The following is a 20,053-nucleotide window of genomic DNA, read 5'->3' on the forward strand; positions in this document are numbered from 1 at the left end:
ACTCCCCCTTCGGCCCCCGTGGAAGCCGCGCAGGGCGCACGTACCGGGCCGGACACCCGGGAACTTCGCCAGATCCCGACGCGCTTGCATACAGTGACAGAACTTCCTCGCAAGCGGATCGAAGGGACGTACATGCCCATGGGTCACACGGCCACAGAACAAGCCGGCTCCGGCGGCCTGACAGCGACCGAGCACCGGCTGGCCAATGGCCTGCGCGTGGTGCTCTCCGAAGACCACCTGACCCCGGTTGCAGCGGTCTGCCTGTGGTACGACGTCGGCTCCCGCCACGAGGTCAAGGGCCGTACGGGCCTGGCTCACCTCTTCGAGCACCTGATGTTCCAGGGCTCCGCGCAGGTGACGGGCAACGGTCACTTCGAGCTGGTGCAGGGCGCCGGCGGTTCGCTCAACGGCACCACGAGCTTCGAGCGCACCAACTACTTCGAGACCATGCCCGCCCATGAGCTGGAGCTCGCGCTCTGGCTGGAGGCGGACCGGATGGGCTCGCTACTGACCGCGCTCGACGACGAGTCCATGGAGAACCAGCGCGACGTCGTCAAGAACGAACGCCGACAGCGCTACGACAACGTCCCCTACGGCACGGCCTTCGAGAAGCTGACGGCCATGGCGTACCCGGAGGGCCACCCGTACCACCACACGCCCATCGGGTCGATGGCCGATCTCGATGCGGCCTCCCTGGAGGACGCGCGGGCGTTCTTCCGTACGTATTACGCACCTGGCAACGCCGTCCTGTCGGTCGTCGGCGACATCGACCCCGAGCAGACCCTGGCCTGGGTGGAGAAGTACTTCGGCTCGATCCCCTCGCACGACGGCAAGCAGCCGCCGCGCGACGGCACGCTGCCCGACGTCATCGGCGGCCAGCTGCGTGAGGTCGTCGAGGAGGACGTGCCCGCCCGCGCCCTGATGGCTGCCTACCGTCTGCCGCACGACGGCACCCGTGAGGCGGACGCCGCCGACCTCGCGCTGACCGTACTGGGCGGCGGCGAGTCCTCCCGTCTGTACAACCGGCTGGTGCGCCGTGACCGCAGTGCGGTGGCCGCCGGCTTCGGCCTGCTGCGGCTCGCCGGCGCGCCCTCGCTGGGCTGGCTGGACGTGAAGACGTCCGGCGGGGTGGAGGTCCCCGCCATCGAGCGCGCGGTCGACGAGGAGCTGGCTCGCTTCGCCGCCGAGGGGCCGACCCCGGAGGAGATGGAGCGCGCACAGGCCCAGCTGGAGCGTGAATGGCTGGACCGGCTGGCCACGGTCAGCGGGCGCGCCGACGAACTGTGCCGCTTCGCCGTCCTGTTCGGCGACCCCCAGCTCGCGCTGAGCGCCGTCCAGCGCGTCCTGGACATCACCCCCGAGGAGGTGCAGGCGGTCGCCAAGGCCCGGCTGCGCCCCGACAACCGCGCGGTGCTGGTCTACGAGCCGACCGAGCCGACCGAGCAGAACGACGCCGCCGACACCGAGGAAGGGCAGGCGGACCAGTGAGCGACGCCACCACCCACGCCGACACCCCTGTGAGCACGATGGACTTCCACCCGCAGCCCCGGGGCGGCGCGCCCAAGCCGTGGGCCTTCCCGGCGCCCGACCGCAGCCAACTGCCCAACGGCCTCACCCTGCTGACCAGCCACCGCCCCGGTCAGCAGGTCGTCGCCGTCGAGATCAACCTCGTCGCTCCGCTGGACGCCGAGCCCGAGGGCCTGGACGGCGTCGCCACGATCATGGCGCGGGCGCTGTCCGAGGGCACCGACAAGCACGACGCGGAGGAGTTCGCCGCCGAGCTGGAGCGCTGCGGCGCCACCCTGGACGCGCACGCCGACCACCCCGGCGTACGGGTCTCCCTGGAAGTGCCGGCCTCCCGGCTGCACCGCGCGCTCGGCCTGCTCGCCGATGCGCTGCGCGCCCCCGCGTTCCCGGAGAGCGAGGTCGAGCGGCTGGTCCGCAACCGCCTCGACGAGATCCCGCACGAGCTCGCCAACCCGGCCCGGCGCGCCGCGATGGCGCTGTCCAAGGAGCTGTTCCCGGCCACGGCCCGCATCTCGCGCCCGCGCCAGGGCACCGAGGAGACCGTCGCGCGTATCGACGCCGCGGCCGTCCGCGCCTTCTACGACGCCCATGTACGGCCCGCCACGGCCACCGCCGTCATCGTCGGTGACTTCACCGGCGTCGACCTGGACGCGGCCCTCGCCGACACCCTCGGCGCCTGGAGCGGTTCGACGGCCGAGCCGCTGAAGGCCTCGCCGATCGTCGCCGACGACACCGGCCGCGTGGTGATCGTGGACCGCCCCGGCGCCGTCCAGACGCAGCTGCTCATCGGCCGCATCGGTTCCGACCGGCACGACCGGGTGTGGCCTGCGCAGGTCCTCGGCACATACTGCCTGGGCGGCACCCTCACCTCCCGTCTGGACCGTGTGCTGCGGGAGGAGAAGGGCTACACCTACGGGGTGCGCGCGTTCGGCCAGGTGCTCCGCTCCACCGCCCCCACGTCCCCCGAGGGGGCCACGGGTGCCGCGCTGCTCGCCATCAGCGGGTCGGTGGACACCGCCTCCACCGTCCCGGCGCTCGAAGACCTGTGGAAGGTGCTGCGCACCCTCGCGGCAGAGGGGCTGACCGACGACGAGCGGGATGTCGCCGTGCAGAACCTCGTCGGGGTCGCGCCGCTGAAGTACGAGACCGCGGCGGCCGTCGCGGGCACGCTGGCCGACCAGGTGGAGCAGCATCTCCCGGACGACTTCCAGGCGCAGTTGTACGCCCGCCTCGCGGAGACCGGCACGGTCGAGGCGACCGCGGCGGCGGTCAGCGCCTTCCCCGTGGACCGGCTGGTGACGGTCCTCGTGGGTGATGCGGCGCAGATCGCCGAGCCGGTCAAGGGGCTGGGCATCGGCGAGGTGACGGTCGTCAGCGGCTAGTCCGCGTGACGGAAGGTCATATATCGACAAAGCGGCTCCCGTGGCACTCACTCGCCACGGGAGTCGCTGTATGTCCGTTTTCTTACGGCTGGTTGCGCCGGTTCTTGTGGCATCCCGCACAAAAAACGGCATCTGTTTGCCCAGGGAAAGTGGCCCCGTTTAGCGTCGGTCCGGCTGTTCGTCACAAGTCCGCCACAACAGTGGCACCGGGCAGTCATCGCCGAGTCCCCGTACGGCGCGAGCCAGGGGAGCCGGGGACCCACACGTCCCTTGGGGTGAATCGGACTCCTCTCCCGAGGAGCCCGTAGGAGACCTTCCTGCTCCGAACCCGTCAGCTAACCCGGTAGGCGAGAAGGAGGGAAAGGACAAGCCCGTACATGGCGTTCATCCGTGCCACCGGGAAACACCGCCGCGCCGACCGCCCTGCCCGGACGACCCGGAAGGTCGCCGGTATAGCCACCCTTGCGGCCGGCGGTGTGGTCGCCTCCGTGGCCTCGCCGGCGCTGGCCGCCACCGATGTGGCACCCGCCCACGACACGGGTCTGCAGCAGGCCGTCGTACTGGGTGACGAGCTCGCCGGCCACGTTGCCGCCCAGGCCGACGCGCAGCGCGCCGCCGCGGAGTCCGCCGCCGCGCAGGCGAAGGCCGAAGCCCTGGCGAAGAAGCAGGCCGATGAGGCCAAGCGCCGCGCCGAGGCCGTCCACAAGGCCAAGGTGCGCGCCGCCCGCGACGCGGAGCGCAAGCGCCTGAACACCTTTGTCGCGCCCGTCGCCGACTCCTACATCTCCACCGGGTACAAGGCGTCCAGCAGTCTGTGGTCCTCGGGCAGCCACACCGGCATCGACTTCCACGCCGCCTCCGGCACCAGCGTCCATGCCGTCGGCTCGGGCACCGTCGTCGAGGCGGGCTGGGGCGGCTCGTACGGCAACAACATCGTGATCAAGATGAACGACGGTACGTACACCCAGTACGGTCACCTGTCGTCGTTCGCCGTGTCGGTCGGCCAGCACGTCACCCCCGGCCAGCAGATCGCCCTCTCTGGTGCCACCGGCAACGTCACCGGCCCGCATCTGCACTTCGAGGCCCGCACCGGCCCCGACTACGGCTCGGACATCGACCCGATCTCCTACCTGCGCGCGCACGGCGTCAACGTCTGACCTCCCGCTCGCCCGCCCCGCCGCCCGGGAGCCTCGCACCGCGCTCCTCCCGAAGCCCCGGTCCCGCGACCGGGGCTTCGGCGCATGGGGCGCGGCGTTCCGGCGGCGCGGTGCCGGGCCCGGGGTGCGCCGGATACGAGGCCGACTCGGCCGCGACTTCCGGCCAAAAATATCCATGAATATTCGATGCCCGTCGGAAAATCCCCTCCGGTCTAATAGAGTCACGGAAAAGCCGCCGACCGGTGGCGATTCCAGGGGATTACGGCGGAGGCTCGGGAGATGCGAGGCCATATTTCCGCGCATGCGGTGTGCACGGCGATTCGCGACGACATTGTCTCCGGTGCGCTGGCGCCGGGGAGCCGGCTGATCGAGGAGATTCTCGCGGCCCGCTACGGCGTATCCAGAGTGCCGGTCCGTGAGGCGCTGCGGACCCTGCAGTCCGAGGGCTTCGTCACCACCCGCCACCACGCGGGGGCCTGTGTCGCCGAGCCCACCGAACAGGAGGCCGCCGATCTCCTGGACATCCGCGCCCTGTTGGAGCCGCTGGGCGCCGCCCGCGCGGCCGCCCGCCGCAGCCCCGCCCACCTCAAGGTGCTCCGCGGTCTGGTACGTCTCGGCCGCGAGCGGGCCCGTCACGGCAATCCGGCGGACCTGCAGCAACTCGACGACTGGTTCCACGAGACACTCGCCCAGGCGGTCGGCAGCCCCAGTCTGACGGCGCTGCTGACCCAGCTGCGGCGCAAGATCGAGTGGATGTACGCCGTGGAGCCGCCGGCCCGGGCCGGCGAGTCGTGGGACGAACACGGTGCCGTGCTGGACGCGGTGGCCCGGGGGGACGCGGAGCGGGCCCGTGCCCTGATGGCGGCCCATGTCGAGCGCTCGCTTCCGGTGTACCGGCTGCGGCGCCCGCTCAAGACCGAGGTGAGGGATCCGAAACCGCCCGTCAACACGGTGCGCGTCCGCCCTTAACAACCGTCCCGTATACAAAGAAGTCCCACACGCGAAGAAGTACGGGAAGCACGGGAAGTGTGGGACGTGTGGAACGGGTTTCGGTGCGGCGAAGTGAGCTCCCCGCTCCGGCGGTATTCCGCCGGTATTCGGGTGCCCATTCTTCGGCGCTGCAGATGGTTAATGGTGCGCGTTTTACGGCACCGGAATGCCATGCCTGACGGTGCGCACTATTTCTCGCCCGTCCCGGATTTCCGGGCGGCCGGGGAATTCCGGTGCACCCGCGCGGTCATGCGCATGCGGCGACATCGCACACCGTTGCCCCGCCTCGGACTCAGGGCGCAGTGAAACGGCCCCGCCGCGGCAGCCGGTGACCGGTTACCGCGGCGGGGCCGCCGCATACAGCAGGGAGTCCGAGGGGCTCAGACGGTCTCGGGGAGCTCCTCAAGACCCTCGGCGACGAGCTTGGCCAGGCGGTCGAGCGCGGCCTCGGCGCCCTCGGCGTCGGAGGCCAGCACGATCTCCTCGCCGCCCTGGGCGCCCAGGCCCAGGACCGCGAGCATGGAGGCGGCGTTCACGGGGTTGCCATCGGCCTTGGCGATCGTTATCGGGACGCCGGAGGCGGTGGCCGCACGGACGAAGATCGACGCGGGGCGGGCGTGCAGGCCCTCGGTCCAACCGACATTGACGCGGCGCTCTGCCATGGTGTTGCCCTTCAAAGTCGTGACTGTTGTCTAGACCAGTCTCTCACGATGGCGGACGTGCTCCACCAGACGTGCGTCCTGGCCTTCGCCGCCCCTGGTCCCCAAGGGAGGCCGGTCGGCCGGGCCGTGCCGTACGGACTCCACGGCAGCCCCGGCCTGCTCTGCACCCCGAGCGTACGCGCGCCGCCCGTTGTCGGTGCCCGGTCGTACGCTGTCCGCATGCAGAAGTCGCAGGACCACGCGTACCCGACCCACTGGGAAGCAGACGTGGTGCTGCGTGACGGCGGCACGGCACGGATCCGCCCCATCACCCCCGACGACGCCGAGCGGCTGGTCTCGTTCTACGAACAGGTCTCGGACGAGTCGAAGTACTACCGCTTCTTCGCGCCCTACCCGCGCCTGTCCGCCCGCGACGTGCACCGTTTCACCCACCACGACTACGTCGACCGGGTCGGGCTCGCCGCGACGGTCGGCGGCGAGTTCATCGCCACCGTCCGCTACGACCGGATCAACGACCAGGGGTTGCCCGCGAAGGACCCCGAGGACGACCAGGCGGAGGTCGCCTTCCTCGTCCAGGACGCCCACCAGGGCCGCGGCGTCGCCTCCGCCCTCCTGGAGCACATCGCGGCCGTCGCCCGCGAGCGCGGCATCCGCCGGTTCGCCGCCGAGGTGCTCCCGGCGAACTCCAAGATGATCAAGGTGTTCACGGACGCCGGCTACACCCACAAGCGCACCTTCGAAGACGGCGTGGTCCGGCTGGAGTTCGACCTGGAGCCGACCGAGCAGTCCATGGCCGTGATGCGCGGCCGCGAGCAGCGGGCCGAGGCCCGCTCCGTCCAGCGGCTGCTCACCCCGCGCTCGGTCGCCGTCATCGGTACGGGCCGCGCCCCCGGCGGCGTCGGCCGTACGGCCCTGCGCAGCCTCCTGGACTCCGGCTTCACGGGCCGGGTGCACGCCGTCAACCACGCCTTCCCCGAAGGCATGCAGCGGCTGGACCCCGAAGGGGTGCCGGCCGTCCGCGCGCTGCGGGAGATCTCCGACCCGGTCGATCTCGCCGTCATCGCCGTGCCCGCGGACAGCGTCCCGGACGTCGTCCGCGACTGCGGCGAACACGGTGTCCAGGGCGTGCTGATCCTGTCCTCCGGGTACGCCGAAGCGGGCCCGGACGGCAGGGAGCGGCAGCGCGACCTGCTCCGCCAGGCCCGTTCGTACGGCATGCGGCTCATCGGGCCCAATGCCTTCGGCCTGATCAACACGGCCCCCGGTGTCCGGCTGAACGCCTCCCTCGCGCCCCAGATGCCAGGCGCCGGCCACATCGGCCTGTTCACCCAATCCGGTGCCATCGGCATCGCGCTGCTCAGCGGACTGCATGCGCGCGGCCCCGGCGACGGCAGCATCGCCGGTATCTCCGCCTTCGTCTCGGCAGGCAACCGCGCCGACGTCTCCGGGAACGACCTGCTCCAGTACTGGTACGAGGATCCGGACACCGACGTCGTGATCCTCTATCTGGAGTCCATCGGCAACCCCCGCAAGTTCGCCCGGCTCGCCCGCCGCACCGCCGCCGTCAAACCGGTCGTGGTCGCCCGGGGTGCCCGGCACAACGGCACCGCCCCGCCCGGCCACGCCGTCCCCACCGTCCGCGTCCCCGACAGCACCGTCGCCGCCCTGATGCGCCAGGCGGGCGTGATCCGCGTCGACACGGTCACCGAGCTGATCGACGCCGGGCTGCTGCTGGCCTCCCAGCCGCTGCCGGCCGGCTCACGTATCGCCATCCTGGGCAACTCCGAGTCGCTGGCGCTGCTGGCCTACGACGCCTGCCTGACCGAACGGCTGCGCCCGCAGCGGCCGCACGTCCTGACCTCGGCCGCGACGCCCGACGACTTCCGGGCCGCGCTCGCCGGGGCACTGGCCGGCGACGGCTGCGACGCCGTGGTCGTCACGGCCATCCCCTGGGTGGGGGAGGGGGCCGCGGTCTCCCCGGGCGGCGGTGAGGGCGCCGCACTCGCCGCCGCTCTGCGGACCGCCGCCGAGGCCCACCCGGAGAAGCCGGTCACCGTCGTCCACCTCGCGATGAACGAGCTGGCGGAGACGCTCGCGGCACCCGCACCCGCACCCGCACCCGCACCCGCACCCGCACCGGCGTCCGGGCCCGACGCCCCCGCCGGGGACCGGGCGCCCCGCCCCGAGGACCCGGCCCCGGCACCTGCCCGGCCCCCGGAGTCCGCTCCGCCCCCGCGCAGCCCGTCGCAACCCGCACGCCCCCTGAGCCCCCCGGGACCGCCACCCGCCCTCGCCGCCCCGCAGCCCGCACCGGCCCGCGACCCCGGGACCATCACCCCGCCCCCGCGCCGCGCAGCCCCCCTCCGCATCCCCGCCTACCCCGCCGCGGAGCGTGCCGTCCGTGCCCTCGCCGAGGCCGTCCGCTATGCCGCGTGGCGCCGCGAGGCCGCCGATCCTGGCCGGGTGCCCGAGTACGACGACATCCAGGAAACGGCGGCCGGCGCCGACATCGAGCGCCTCCTGGGCCGGCTCACCCTTGACGTCCCCACCGGCCGCTCCGTCCCCGTGCCGCCCGAGGACGCCGAGGCCCTGCTCGCCCGTTACGGCATCCACACCCGCCCCGTCCTTGCGGCCCCCGACCCGGACACCGCCGTCCGCGCCGCCGCCCGCCTCGGCTATCCGGTGGCCCTCAAGACCACCGCACCCCATCTGCGCCACCGCGCCGATCTCGGCGGCGTACGCCTCGACATCGCCGGCGAGCGGGAACTCCGCCGCACGTATGCCGAATTGACCGATTTCCTGGGCTCACCGGAAGAGCTGCGTCCGGTCGTCCAGTCGATGGTGCCGCGCGGCGTCGACACCGTCATCCGGGCCGCCATCGATCCGGCCGCCGGCGCCGTCCTCTCCTTCGGCCTGGCCGGTGCGCCCTCCCAGCTGCTCGGCGACATCGCCCACCGCCTCATCCCCGCCACCGACCGCGAGGTCGCGGAACAGATCCGCTCGATCCGTGCCGCCCCGCTGCTGTTCGGCTGGCGCGGCTCCCAGCCGGTGGACACCGCCGCGCTGGCCGAGCTGCTGCTGCGGGTGTCCCGGCTGGTCGACGACCATCCCGAGGTCGTCGCCGTGGACCTCGAACCGGTCGTCGTCGCCGCGCACGGCCTCTCCGTCCTGGGAGCCTCCGTCCGCCTGGCCAGGCCCCCCGCCACCACTGACCTCGGCCCCCGCCGGCTGCCCGTCTACTGAGGCTCTCGCGGCCCGGTACGCCCCGTAAGATGGACCCCATGGCTAAGACCGGTACGACGACCCAGGGACTGCGTGCGGCGATCGAGCGCAGTGGTTATTACCCGACGCTCGTGGCCGAGGCGGTGCAGGCCGCGGTCGGTGGTGAGCCGGTGGTGTCGTACCTCGTCCATCAGGAGACGACCTTCGACGCCAACGAGGTCCGCCGTCATGTCACGGTCCTGGTCCTGACCGGCACCCGCTTCATCGTCAGCCATACCGACGAGCAGGCCGCCGACGCCACCTCCCCGTCGCCGTACGCCACCACCTCCACCGAGTCCGTCAAGCTCGGCCGGATCTCGTCCGTGGTGCTCAGCCGCGTGGTCGCCAACCCCGAGTCGTACACGCCGGGCCAGCTGCCCCGCGAGGTCGTGCTGACCATCGGCTGGGGCGCGGTCGCCCGCCTGGATCTGGAGCCCGCCGCCTGCGGCGACCCCAACTGCGAGGCGGACCACGGCTACACGGGCTCCTCCACCGCCGACGACCTCTCGCTGCGGGTCAGCGAGGCCGGTGACGGACCGGACTCGGTGCGCGAGACGCTCACCTTCGCCCAGGCGCTCTCCGAGGCCACCGCGGCCACCACCACCCGCTGATGACCCACACCGTCCCCGCCTGGCCGGAACCCGAACCGCTCGACCCGCTGGGCGCCCCCGTACCGCAGTACGGCACCGGCTCGCTCGCCGATCTGCTGCCCGGCATCGCCGCGGGCCTGGAGATACCCGGCGTGGCCACGTCGATGGAGCTGGCCCCCGCCGACCGCGCCTGTGTCTTCCTGATCGACGGCCTCGGCTGGGAGTTGCTGCGCAACCACCCGGAGGAGGCGCCGTTCCTGACCTCCCTCCTGGACACGTCGTTCAACGGCAGCGGCCGCCCGCTCACCGCCGGCTTCCCCTCCACCACTGCCACCTCTCTCGCCTCCGTCGGCACCGGGCTGCCGCCGGGCGCCCACGGCCTGCCCGGCTACACCTGCCAGGACCCGGACACCGGCGCCCTGATGAACCAGCTGCGCTGGTATCCGTGGACCGACCCCTATGCCTGGCAGCCGTATCCGACGGTCTTCCAGCGCGCGGACGCCGCCGGCATCCACACCTGCCAGGTCTCCGCACCGAGCTTCCAGCACACCCCGCTCACCAAGGTCGCGCTCAGCGGCGGCACCTTCCACGGCCGGCTCTCCGGCGAGGAGCGGATGGACCTCGCCGCCGAGCAGCTCGCCGCCGGTGACCGCTCGCTGGTCTACACGTACTACTCCGAGGTCGACGGCAAGGGGCACCGCTACGGCGTCGACTCCGATGCCTGGCGCGGCCAGGTGATGTACGTCGACCGGCTCGCCCAGCGGCTGGCCGAGCAGCTGCCGCCGCGCAGCGCCCTCTACATCACCGCCGACCACGGCATGATCGACATCCCCTTCGACCCGGAGTCCCGGATCGACTTCGACGAGGACTGGGAACTGCGCGCCGGCGTACGCCTGTTGGGTGGCGAGGGCCGGGCCCGGCATGTGTACGCCCACCCGGGCGCGGCCGCCGATGTGCTCGCCGTATGGCGCGAGGTGGTCGGTGAGCAGATGTGGGTCGCGAGCCGTGAGGAGGCCATCGCCGCGGGCTGGTTCGGTCCGTCGGTCGACGACCGGGTGCGCGCCCGGATCGGCGATGTCGTGGCGGCCGCCCACGCCGACATGGTGATCATTGCGACCGAACGGGAGCCCCGTGAATCGGAGATGGTCGGGATGCACGGCTCGATGACCCCGGTGGAGCAGCTGGTGCCCCTCCTGGAAGTCCGTACCTGATCCGCACGGCCCACTGCCCGCACGTCGCCACCCCCTCACGAGCCCGAAAGGCCCGCACCTTCCCATGCCCGAGCTGGTGTTCTTCTCCGGAACGATGGACTGCGGAAAGAGCACCCTCGCTCTGCAGATCGAACACAACCGCTCCTCCCGCGGTCTGCAAGGCATGATCTACAGCCGCAACGACCGCGCCGGCCACGGCAGGCTCTCCTCCCGGCTCGGTCTGGTCACCGAGGCCGTCGAGGCGGCGGATGACATGGACTTCTACGCCCATGTCATCGGCCACCTCTCCTCCGGCGGCCGGGTCGACTACGTCATCGCCGACGAGGCGCAGTTCCTGGCCCCCGAACAGGTCGACCAGCTCGCCCGCGTCGTCGACGACCTGGAACTGGACGTCTTCGCCTTCGGCATCACCACCGACTTCCGCAGCAAGCTCTTCCCCGGCTCCCAGCGCCTGGTCGAACTGGCCGACCGGGTGGAGGTGTTGCAGGTCGAGGCGCTGTGCTGGTGCGGCGCCCGCGCCACGCACAACGCCCGTACCGTCGACGGCCGGATGGTCGTCGAGGGCGCACAGGTCGTCGTCGGCGATGTCGTGGGAGACGTGGACAGCCCCCAGGCCGAGGCCGGTTACGAGGTGCTGTGCCGGCGCCACCACCGCCGCCGCCAGACCTCGGCGACCGCCCGCGCGGCCGCCCTCTCCCCGGACGTACTGCCGGTCGACGGCACGAAGTAGCGGCGGCCGCCGGCGCCGCGTCGTCCGGCGGCCGCCGGGCGACCGCACCGGCGCCCGGTGCCGCGGCGTGAGGGAACCCGCCGGCCCGCCCGGCCCGTCCTCACGGGTATGACGCGCACTCCGGCCCTACTGCGCCCCGCCGTTCCTGCCGACCTGGACTCGCTCGTGGAGCTGCACACCCGGGCCCGCACCGCGTACTACCGGGCGGGCGGGTTGCCCGCGGCGGAGATCGACACCCCCGACGGCCCGGCGCGGCGACGGGAGGGGTGGGCGCGCTCGATCCGGTCGCCCACCAGGACGGTGCGGTGCGCGCTCCGCAACGACACCGTGGTGGGCGTGGTGGCCATGGGCCCGCCGCTCGTCCCCGGGAACGAGCCGGTGACCGTGGGCGAGCTGTACCAGATCCATGTGCTGCCCGGTCAGTGGGGCCAGGGCATCGGCGGCCAACTGCACGCGGCCTTCGTACGGTTCCTGCGCGAGGCCGCGCTGCCCAGCGGCCGGGTCGAGGCATGGGAGCGCAACCACCGTGCACAGGCCTTCTACGCGCGGCACGGCTGGCAGCCGGACGGCCGCCGGCGCCCGGGACCGGCCGGTGCGTGCTACGTCCGGATGCGCCTGGACCCGGACGCCTCCTGAGCCCCACCGCCCCTGGTGCGGCGGGCGTTCAGCCCTGCTGGATGATCGTGAAGACGGCGCCCTCGCTGTCGGCGACGGCCGCCAGCCGGCCGTGCACGGAATCCCGGGGGGCGTGCAGCACCTGTCCGCCCAGTTCGGTGACCCGGCGGGCCGCCGCGTCTGTGTGGGGGACGGCGAAGTACGTCATCCAATGGGAGCCCCGGTCGCGGGGCAGGTCGGCGCCCACGCCGCGCATACCGGCCACCGGCTGCCCCTTGAGCTGCAGCGTCAGAGCGTCGGGACCGGCCGAGGCCACCGGCTCCGCCTCGAAGCCGAAGACGTGCTCGTAGAACGGGCTGACCGAGCCGGTGTCCCGGGTGACCAGCTCGTTCCAGACCGGCGTGCCCGGCTCGCCGGTGCGGGCGGTGCCCATCAGCGACTTGCCCTGCCAGACGCCGAAGATCGCGCCCTGCGGATCGGAGCCGATCGCCATCCGCCCCGTGTCGTCGTCCGCATCCAGCGGCCCGACGCCCACCGTCCCACCGCAGCAACGGATCTGTTCCGCCGTCACATCCGCGTCGTCGCTGGCCAGATAGGTGGTCCAGGAGACCGGGAGGTGGCGGTCGGGCGCCAGCTCACCGACCCCGGCGACTTCCCGGCCGTCGAGGAAGGCCCGGGCGTACGGACCGAAGTGCTGCGGCCCCGGGCGGAACTCCCAGCCGAACAGCGCGCCGTAGAACTCCTGCGTCGCGGACATGCTGTGGGCCAGGAGGCTCACCCAGCAGGGCGCGCCGGACATCCGCCGGGTCGCTGCCTCGGTCGTCATGGTCGCTTTCTCCTCGGAGTGTCGGGGTGCTGACCCTGCGCGGTACGGGCACGGTCTGGAGCAGATGCTCGCACCCGGCGCCCTGGTGTGCGCCCCGGCCGCGCCGTCCACGGCGCGTTCGCGGGGGAGAATGCCCGTTTTGAGGCCCCTGGGGCGTTTCGCTGGCGTGACGGCAGGGCGTAACTGCGTCATACGGAGGGTGGGCACCGCCTTCTGAACGTAGCGGTTGCTACGCAAGGATGAGTCCCATGAACGTCATCATCACCGCTACCGAACTCGCGAGCGAGTTGGCGCAGTCCGCCGCTCCGGTGCTCCTGGACGTCCGTTACCAGCTCGGCGGACCGCCCGGCCGCCCCCAGTACGAGGCCGGGCATGTGCCCGGCGCGGTCTATGTCGACCTCGACAGCGAGCTGGCCGCACCCCCCGGCCCGGCCGGCCGGCATCCGCTGCCCGACCTCGAGGTGTTCACCGGCGCCATGCGCGCCGCGGGCGTCCGCGCGGACCGCCCGGTGGTCGTCTACGACGGCGGTCAGAGCTGGGCGGCCGCCCGCGCCTGGTGGCTGCTGCGCTGGACCGGCCACCCCGACGTGCGTGTCCTGGACGGCGGCCTCGCCGCCTGGCAGGCGTCCGGGGGCGCCCTGAGCGTCGATCAGCCGGCCCCGCCGGCCGGCGACTTCACTCCGCTGCCCGGCGCTCTCCCGGTGCTGACGGCGGACGACGCGGCCGCGCTGGCCCGCCGCGGAGTCCTGCTGGACGCCCGGGCCGCCGAGCGCTACCGGGGCGAGGTCGAGCCCATCGACCCGGTCGCCGGCCACATCCCGGGCGCCGTGTCCGCGCCGACGACCGAGAACGTCGCCGAGGGCAGCACCGTCCTCCGTGCCGCCTCGGAACTGGCCGAGCGGTTCGCCTCGCTGGGCGCCACGGCGGACGCGGAGGTCGGTGTCTACTGCGGCTCCGGGGTCTCCGCCGCCCATGAGGTGTTGGCGCTCGCGGTCGCGGGCGTCCCTGCGGCCCTGTACGTCGGCTCCTGGAGCGAGTGGACGGCCGACCCCTCCCGACCGGTCGCCACCGGCCCGCAGCCCGGCTGAGCCCCCGTCACACGCCCGTCCGCCCGCCCCCTGGAAGCAGGGGACGGGCGGACGGGCCTCGCTGCACGGGGGAACGCCGCCCCGCTACTCCGGCTTCTTCCGCCGGGTACCGAAGACGATCTCGTCCCAGCTGGGCACCGCGGCGCGGCGGCCGGGCCGGACGCCGTCCGCCTCGGCCTGCCGGTCCGTGGTCCCGGTCAGCCGGTCGCGGTGGCCGGCCACCGCACGCGGCATCAGCACATCGGCGTACGCGGAACCCGCGCCCGCGCTGGCCGCCGGGGCGGGCGGCTCCTCGACCTCGGCCTCGGACTCCTCGTCGCTCTGCGGCGCCTTCGGGCTCTCCGGGACGACCATGTCGCCACGGAAGCTCGGCACCGCCTCCAGCAGACTGGTCAGCGAATCCCGCTCGCGCTCCCGTTCACCGACGGCCTCCTCGGCGTCCCGCGGCTCTCCGTCCTCGTCGCCGGGCTGCGCCGCACGCTCGGACGACTGCCGGTCCAGGGTGCGGTCCAGCGGCCGGTCGCGCGGCAACCGCGCGATCCGCGGCACGAACGGGAAGCTCGGCTCGGGCGTGTCGTCGCTCTCGCCGATCAGTGCCCGCGCCTCGTCGTCCACGGCCTGCACGAGCCGCCTCGGCGGGTCGTACGTCCAGCTCGCCGAGTGCGGTTCGGTGGCGACGCGGTAGACCAGCAGCACCTCCCAGGTGCCGTCGTCGCGGCGCCAGGAGTCCCACTGGACGCTCTCCTTGTCGGCGCCGCGCAGCAGCAGCCGCTCCGCGACCGCCTCACCGAGCTGGGGACCGGTGTTCTCGCCGGGGCGCCGCACCGGCGTCTTCCGGGCCCGCTCGGCCATGAAGGCGCGCTCGGCGAGCACCGGGCCCTCGAAGCGGCGCACCCGGTCGACGGGGATGCCGGCGAGCTGGGCGACCTCCTCGGCGGAGGCACCGGCTCTTATACGGGCCTGGATGTCCCGCGGACGCAGATGGCTCTCGACCTCGATCTCGATCTGGCCCAGCCGTGCGCGGTCATTGCGGACGGCGGCGCGCAGCCGTTCGTCGATCGGAAGCGTGTACTCGGTGCTGTCCGCAGCTTTGAGCACCAGCCGTGTGCCGTCGTTGGAGACGGCCACGACACGCAGTTCGGGCATGGGGACCTCCCGGGTGGTGCCTGCCGACGTCACGTGCGTCGCTGCTTCCGCTAGTCGAGTGTGGCCTGCCCGGGTGCAGCCTGCCACAACATTGCCGAGTTGCCCGGCGTGTCGAGGCTTGGCCCTGAAACGCCGTTATGACACGGTTACCTGTTCGCAACGCTCAGTGACCGTGCCGTTGTTCCTGTCGCCGTGCACCCGTGCCGGTCGGCGGCGCCCCGGGGCGAGTGCCGCCTTCACAGCCCCTCCCGTGGGTTCCGGGCAGCCGGACGGGAACCGGGGCCAGGGCTCGCCACAGTACTCCATTCGGACCACTGAGGTGGACCGCCGCGCCGCCGAACTTCTGGGCGGGCAACGGAGTTGAGTCGTCTTGTCGATCTCTCTACCAGGCACGTAGGTGGCAAGTTTCACAGATTCCCCAAAATCGGAACTTTTGGGTACGCCAGATGGTCACTTCTCCATGCAAGATGGATCGAAAGGGCTATCAAAGGTTGGAGATGGACGAAGAAACCGAAACCGACACGAAGAAGAAGGAGAAGCGGATAGACCTGAGCGTGGCTCAGGTTGCCGGCAGCGCGCTCGCCGCGGCCGCCGCGGCGTATCTCGCAGGCCAGCTCGGCGTCTACGGAACGTTCATCGGGGCGGGTGTGGTCAGTGTCGTGGCCACTACTGGCGGCTCGATATTCCAGCACCTGTTCCGGCGTACCGGGGAACAGATCAAGGAGGCCTCGGTCACCACCCGGCCGAAGCCGCGCCGCTCCTCCGCCCGCAATCGATCCACCACACCCGACGCGCGGCCCGTCTCCACGATGGTGCTGCCGACCTTCGACAGGCACGGAGCGGAGGACGAGGTCACCTCCGTCGCCGCCAGAATGCCCGGGCGCGACACGGCCCGTACGCAGCTGATCCCGCGGGCCGATTTGTCCGGGCCCCGGGACCCGGCACGCGCCTCACCCGCTCCGGGGACCGAGGACGCGACGCGGATGCTGCGCTCCGTCGACCCCGAATCGAACCCAGGGGGGTACGTGGGGGACCAGGCCGGTCCGGAGCGGCCGGCCGACCGTACGCAGCTGGTGCCGCGTCTCGACGAGCGGACCGCGATGCCGGGCCAGGCCGCCGCTCGGCCGGCCGGCGCACCGCCCGCGCGGCACCCGGCCGGGCCGCCCGAGGTGCTCAGCACCGCGACGTACGGTTCCCGGCTGCGCGGCTGGAAGCGGCCGGCGCTCGGTGCGCTCGCGGTCTTCGTGCTCGCCATGGGCGCGGTCACCGGCACCGAGCTGATCACCGGGCAGACGCCGAACGGTGAGAAGGGGACCTCGCTGGGAAACATCACCCAGACCGGTGGGTCCGGCCGGCACCAGCCCAGCAGTCCGCAGTCGCCCGGATCGGGTGACTCCCCGGACGACGGCAAACAGCACGGCGACGGCCGGCAGCCGTCCCCGGACCCGAGTGCCTCGGACACCGGCGCCGACAAGGGCAAGGACCGCGGCAGCCCGTCGCCGGAGCCGAGCCCGTCCGACAGCGGCAAGTCCTCGCCCGACCCGGACACCCCCTCGTCACCGGACGCCCCGGCGAGCGGTTCCACCGGCGGCGGCGCCACCGGAAAGGGTGACGGTTCGACCGGCGGTGAGAAGCCGGGGAGCACGCAGGGCCAGCAGGGGGCCGACGGACAGGCCCCTGCGCCCGGCGCCTCCTGAGCCGAAGCGCCCGTGGGGGGCGACGGTCCGGTGAGGCGGAACGGACACGGCCGCGGCCCGGTGCCCTGCAAAGGCGCCGGGCCGCGGCCGTCGTCGGTCAGTCCCCCAGGACCCGCCGCAGATAAGCGTTGGCGAACCGGCGGTCCGGGTCCAGCCGGTCGCGCACCGCGGTGAACTCGCCGAACCGCGGATAGGCGTCGGCAAGGTAGGCGGCGTCGCGGGTGTGCAGCTTGCCCCAGTGCGGACGGCCCTCGTGTGCCGTCATGATCCGCTCGGCGGCCGCGAAGTACGCCTGGTGCGGCGTGCCCCGGTACATGTGCACGGCGAGGTAGACGGTGTCCCGGCCCGAGGCGGTGGACAGCGGGATGTCGTCGGCCGGCGCGGTGCGTACTTCCACCGGGAAGCTGATCTTGAACTCCGCGCGCTCCACCAGCGCCTTGAGCTCACCGAGCGCCGCGACGGCGGCGGCGCGCGGCAGCGCGTACTCCATCTCCACGAACCGCACCCGCCGCGGGGAGGTGAACACCCGGTAGGGGATGTCGGTGTACGTACGGGCCGACAGCGCGCGGCTGGAGATCTTGGCGATGCCCGGTATGGCGGCCGGCACCGCCCGCCCCACGGTGCAGGCGAGCTGGAAGACGCCGTTGGACAGCAGCTCGTCCTCGACCCAGCCGCTGACCTTCCCGGGGGGCGCCGCCGGGCCCTGGCTGCGGTTGTTGCGCTTGGTGTTGCAGCTGCCGGTGTGCGGGAACCAGTAGAACTCGAAGTGTTCGTTCTCGGCGACCAGCTCGTCGAACCGGTCCGTCACCTCGTCGTAGGGCATCGGCTCCTCACGGGCGGTCAGCAGGAACTCCGGCTCCACGGCGAAGGTCAGCTCGCTGATCACGCCCAGTGCGCCCAGGCCCAGCCGCGCCGCGGCGAAGACATCCGGTCGCTCCTCGGCGGAACAGGTCAGCACCGACCCGTCGGCGGTGACCAGTTCCAGGGCGGTGACCTGGGCGGCGAGCGACGCCGAGGTCCGGCCGGTGCCATGGGTACCGGTAGCGGTCGCCCCGGAGGCGGTCTGCTCCATGATGTCGCCCATGTTGGTCAGCGACAGCCCGTGGACGGCCAGCGTCTCGTTGAGGTGCTTGAGCGGGGTGCCGGCCGCCACGGTCACGGTGCCGGCCGCGCGGTCGATCCTGCGGACCCCGGTCAGCCGTTCGGGGCGGATCAGCAGCCCGTCGGTGGCGGCCGCCGGGGTGAAGGAGTGGCCCCTGCCGGCCGCCTTGACCGTCAGCCCGTCCGCGGCGGCCGCGCGGACCGCGGCGGCCAGTTCCTCGGTGCTCGCCGGGGTCACGCTCCGGATGGGGCGGGCGGTGACATTGCCCGCCCAGTTGCGCCACGGTCCGCTCGTCGAGCCGCGCCCTCCCGAGCCGCCGACGGCGTTGCTGACTGCCATGGTGACGTCCCCTCCCGCGTGTCCGGCCCACGTTGGCGTGGGCGCATGATGCCAGTCACCGACGCGATATCCGGACTGAGTGACGTACCTCACACGCTCAAGGAACCGGCCGCAACCGCCCGGCTCCCGGACAGGTCGTACCGACGGTAACTCGCAAGCGGGCGGCGCGTGTTCAGTTCGCGGCTCTCCGGCCGGGCCCGGGGTTCTCCGAAAAGCCCCGCCCGCTCGCGGGCGGTCGACCGGACCGTGCGGACGCCCGCCGGCCAGCGGACTTCTGCGGATGCCCGCCCGCCAGGTCCGATGGGTCAGGGTCGGAAAGGCCGCGCCGCGGGCCCGGCCATGACCCATCGGGCAGGCCCTAGGCGACGCTTTCCTCGCTGTGCGGCTGCGGGGCCGTGCCGTCCTGACCGGACGGCGACCCGGACGCCACCGGGCCCGGCAACGACGGAGCCGGCTGCGGGCGGAGCCTGCGGTAGCCCGCGAAGGCCACCAGCGCGCCGAGCACCCCCGCCGCCCCCGGCACCAGATACCCCCGGGCCGCACCGGCGGCATCGACCACCCAGCCGGCCGCCGACGCGCCCAGTGCGACGCCCACCGCCAGACCGGTGCTGGTCCAGCTCATGCCCTCGGTCAGCTTGGCCCGCGGCACGTGCTCCTCGACCAGCGCCATCGTGGTCACCATCGTCGGGGCGATGGACAGCCCCGCGAGGAACAGCGCGACGGCCAGCAGCGGTAGCGAGCCCACCAGTTGCAGCGGCACCATGCTCACCGCGATCGCGCAGATCCCCACGACGAAGCGGCGGGACGGGTGCGCCTTCAGATGCAGCAGCCCGAAGACGGCGCCGGCCGCACACGAGCCGAGCGCATAGACCGCCAGCACCAGACTGGCCGCGGCCTTGTGTCCGACCTCCTCGGCGAAGGCCACGGTCACCACATCGATCGCGCCGAAGATCGCCCCGATCGCCACGAACGTCACCACCAGCACCTGCAGCCCCCGCGAGCGCAGCGCCGACCCCTTGGGGTGCAGCTCATGCGGATGCGGCACCGGCTCCGTCGCACGCTGCGCCGTCAGCCAGAACACGCCGACGGCCAGGAATCCGGCCGCCAGCAGCGGGCCGGCCTCCGGAAACCACGCGGTGGACAGGCCGATGGACAGGATCGGCCCGAAGATGAAGCACGTCTCGTCGACGATCGACTCCCACGCGTAGGCGGTGTGCAGCTCGCGCGGGGAGCCCCGGTAGATCTCCGCCCAGCGGGCCCGGATCATCGAGCCGATGCTGGGCACGCACCCTGCACCCGCCGCGAAGACGAACAGGATCCAGTCCGGCCAGCGCTGCTGCGCGCTCAGCAGCAGCCCGGCGACCGCGGCGATCGACACCAGGGTGGCCGGGCGCAGCACCCGGCTCTGGCCGTGCCGGTCCACCAGCCGGGATATCTGCGGACCGAGCACCGCGGCGGACAGCGCGAGGGTCGCGGACAGCGCGCCGGCCAGGCCGTAGCGCCCGGTCAGCTGGGAGACCATCGTGACGACGCCGATGCTCATCATCGACAGCGGCATCCGGCCCAGCAGTCCGGCGGCGGAGAACGACTTGGTGCCGGGGCGGCCGAAGATGGCGCGGTAGGGACTGGGCAACGGGGGCGCTCCGCCGGTCAGGACCGAAGATCGGTAAGGAATGTCTGCAACCGATACAGCTTACGGGCGGCATGCCGCCGGCCGCCTCCGAGTTTTC

16 protein-coding genes and 1 riboswitch are annotated in these 20,053 nt (G+C 72.7%); of the genes, 11 read left to right on the forward strand and 5 right to left on the reverse strand.

Annotated features, from left to right (window positions below; genetic code table 11):
• The first annotated feature begins 138 nt into the window (after positions 1-138).
• The 4 genes from BKA18_RS27055 (at position 139) to BKA18_RS27070 (ending at position 5,035) form a co-directional block, all read left to right on the forward strand.
• Positions 139-1,488, forward strand: coding sequence for a M16 family metallopeptidase (locus tag BKA18_RS27055; protein WP_366046922.1), 1,350 nt, complete (start codon positions 139-141; stop codon positions 1,486-1,488).
• A gap of 38 nt (positions 1,489-1,526) precedes the next feature.
• Positions 1,527-2,909, forward strand: a complete 1,383-nt coding sequence (locus tag BKA18_RS27060; protein WP_366046923.1) for a M16 family metallopeptidase — start codon at positions 1,527-1,529, stop codon at positions 2,907-2,909.
• Between the two features lie 208 nt (positions 2,910-3,117).
• Positions 3,118-3,274, forward strand: a riboswitch (cyclic di-AMP (ydaO/yuaA leader).
• Positions 3,275-3,286: 12 nt separating this feature from the next.
• A complete protein-coding gene (locus tag BKA18_RS27065; protein WP_006602648.1) occupies positions 3,287-4,066 on the forward strand; it encodes a M23 family metallopeptidase in 780 nt (259 codons plus the stop codon).
• Positions 4,067-4,345: 279 nt separating this feature from the next.
• A complete protein-coding gene (locus tag BKA18_RS27070; protein WP_366046864.1) occupies positions 4,346-5,035 on the forward strand; it encodes a GntR family transcriptional regulator in 690 nt (229 codons plus the stop codon).
• Positions 5,036-5,436: 401 nt separating this feature from the next.
• Here the strand turns inward: BKA18_RS27070 and BKA18_RS27075 are convergent, their stop codons facing one another.
• On the reverse strand, positions 5,437-5,718 hold the full coding sequence (locus BKA18_RS27075) for an HPr family phosphocarrier protein (protein WP_006602646.1): 282 nt from the start codon (positions 5,716-5,718) through the stop codon (positions 5,437-5,439).
• Positions 5,719-5,937: 219 nt separating this feature from the next.
• Here BKA18_RS27075 and BKA18_RS27080 point away from each other — a divergent pair, with 219 nt between their 5' ends.
• From BKA18_RS27080 to BKA18_RS27100, 5 genes are all read left to right on the forward strand, one after another.
• The gene (locus BKA18_RS27080) at positions 5,938-8,961 is read left to right on the forward strand and encodes a bifunctional acetate--CoA ligase family protein/GNAT family N-acetyltransferase (RefSeq protein WP_366046865.1); all 3,024 of its coding nucleotides are present in this window, start codon (positions 5,938-5,940) and stop codon (positions 8,959-8,961) included.
• Between the two features lie 38 nt (positions 8,962-8,999).
• On the forward strand, positions 9,000-9,590 hold the full coding sequence (locus tag BKA18_RS27085; protein WP_006602644.1) for a DUF5998 family protein: 591 nt from the start codon (positions 9,000-9,002) through the stop codon (positions 9,588-9,590).
• Positions 9,590-10,780 carry an alkaline phosphatase family protein gene (locus BKA18_RS27090; RefSeq protein WP_366046866.1) on the forward strand — a complete coding sequence of 397 codons (1,191 nt, stop codon included), beginning with the start codon at positions 9,590-9,592 and terminating at the stop codon, positions 10,778-10,780. Before BKA18_RS27085 ends, BKA18_RS27090 begins: the two co-directional genes overlap by 1 nt.
• Positions 10,781-10,844: 64 nt before the next feature.
• Positions 10,845-11,510 (forward strand): thymidine kinase, encoded by a 666-nt coding sequence (locus BKA18_RS27095; protein WP_366046867.1) that lies wholly within the window; start codon positions 10,845-10,847, stop codon positions 11,508-11,510.
• A gap of 108 nt (positions 11,511-11,618) precedes the next feature.
• Positions 11,619-12,146 carry a GNAT family N-acetyltransferase gene (locus tag BKA18_RS27100; RefSeq protein ID WP_366046868.1) on the forward strand — a complete coding sequence of 176 codons (528 nt, stop codon included), beginning with the start codon at positions 11,619-11,621 and terminating at the stop codon, positions 12,144-12,146.
• A gap of 28 nt (positions 12,147-12,174) precedes the next feature.
• On the opposite strand, the gene BKA18_RS27105 is transcribed toward BKA18_RS27100, so the two are convergent.
• Positions 12,175-12,951 (reverse strand): VOC family protein, encoded by a 777-nt coding sequence (locus BKA18_RS27105; RefSeq protein WP_366046869.1) that lies wholly within the window; start codon positions 12,949-12,951, stop codon positions 12,175-12,177.
• Between the two features lie 248 nt (positions 12,952-13,199).
• Here BKA18_RS27105 and BKA18_RS27110 point away from each other — a divergent pair, with 248 nt between their 5' ends.
• The gene (locus BKA18_RS27110) at positions 13,200-14,039 is read left to right on the forward strand and encodes a sulfurtransferase (RefSeq protein WP_366046871.1); all 840 of its coding nucleotides are present in this window, start codon (positions 13,200-13,202) and stop codon (positions 14,037-14,039) included.
• A gap of 84 nt (positions 14,040-14,123) precedes the next feature.
• Here the strand turns inward: BKA18_RS27110 and sepH are convergent, their stop codons facing one another.
• Complete coding sequence (gene sepH, locus BKA18_RS27115; RefSeq protein WP_006602637.1) at positions 14,124-15,185, reverse strand: septation protein SepH; 1,062 nt, start codon at positions 15,183-15,185, stop codon at positions 14,124-14,126.
• A 497-nt stretch (positions 15,186-15,682) separates the two neighbouring features.
• On the opposite strand from sepH, the gene BKA18_RS27120 reads away from it, so the two are divergent.
• Positions 15,683-16,882: a hypothetical protein gene (locus BKA18_RS27120; protein ID WP_366046872.1), complete on the forward strand. Its 1,200-nt coding sequence runs from the start codon at positions 15,683-15,685 to the stop codon at positions 16,880-16,882.
• Positions 16,883-16,979: 97 nt separating this feature from the next.
• Here BKA18_RS27120 and BKA18_RS27125 read toward each other — a convergent pair whose 3' ends face one another.
• Both BKA18_RS27125 and BKA18_RS27130 read right to left on the reverse strand, forming a co-directional pair.
• On the reverse strand, positions 16,980-18,323 hold the full coding sequence (locus BKA18_RS27125; protein ID WP_006602635.1) for a D-arabinono-1,4-lactone oxidase: 1,344 nt from the start codon (positions 18,321-18,323) through the stop codon (positions 16,980-16,982).
• Between the two features lie 358 nt (positions 18,324-18,681).
• A complete protein-coding gene (locus BKA18_RS27130; protein ID WP_366046873.1) occupies positions 18,682-19,956 on the reverse strand; it encodes an MFS transporter in 1,275 nt (424 codons plus the stop codon).
• Between the last annotated feature and the right edge of the window lie 97 nt (positions 19,957-20,053).

Source organism: Streptomyces auratus, assembly GCF_050433025.1.
GTDB lineage: Bacteria > Actinomycetota > Actinomycetes > Streptomycetales > Streptomycetaceae > Streptomyces > Streptomyces sioyaensis.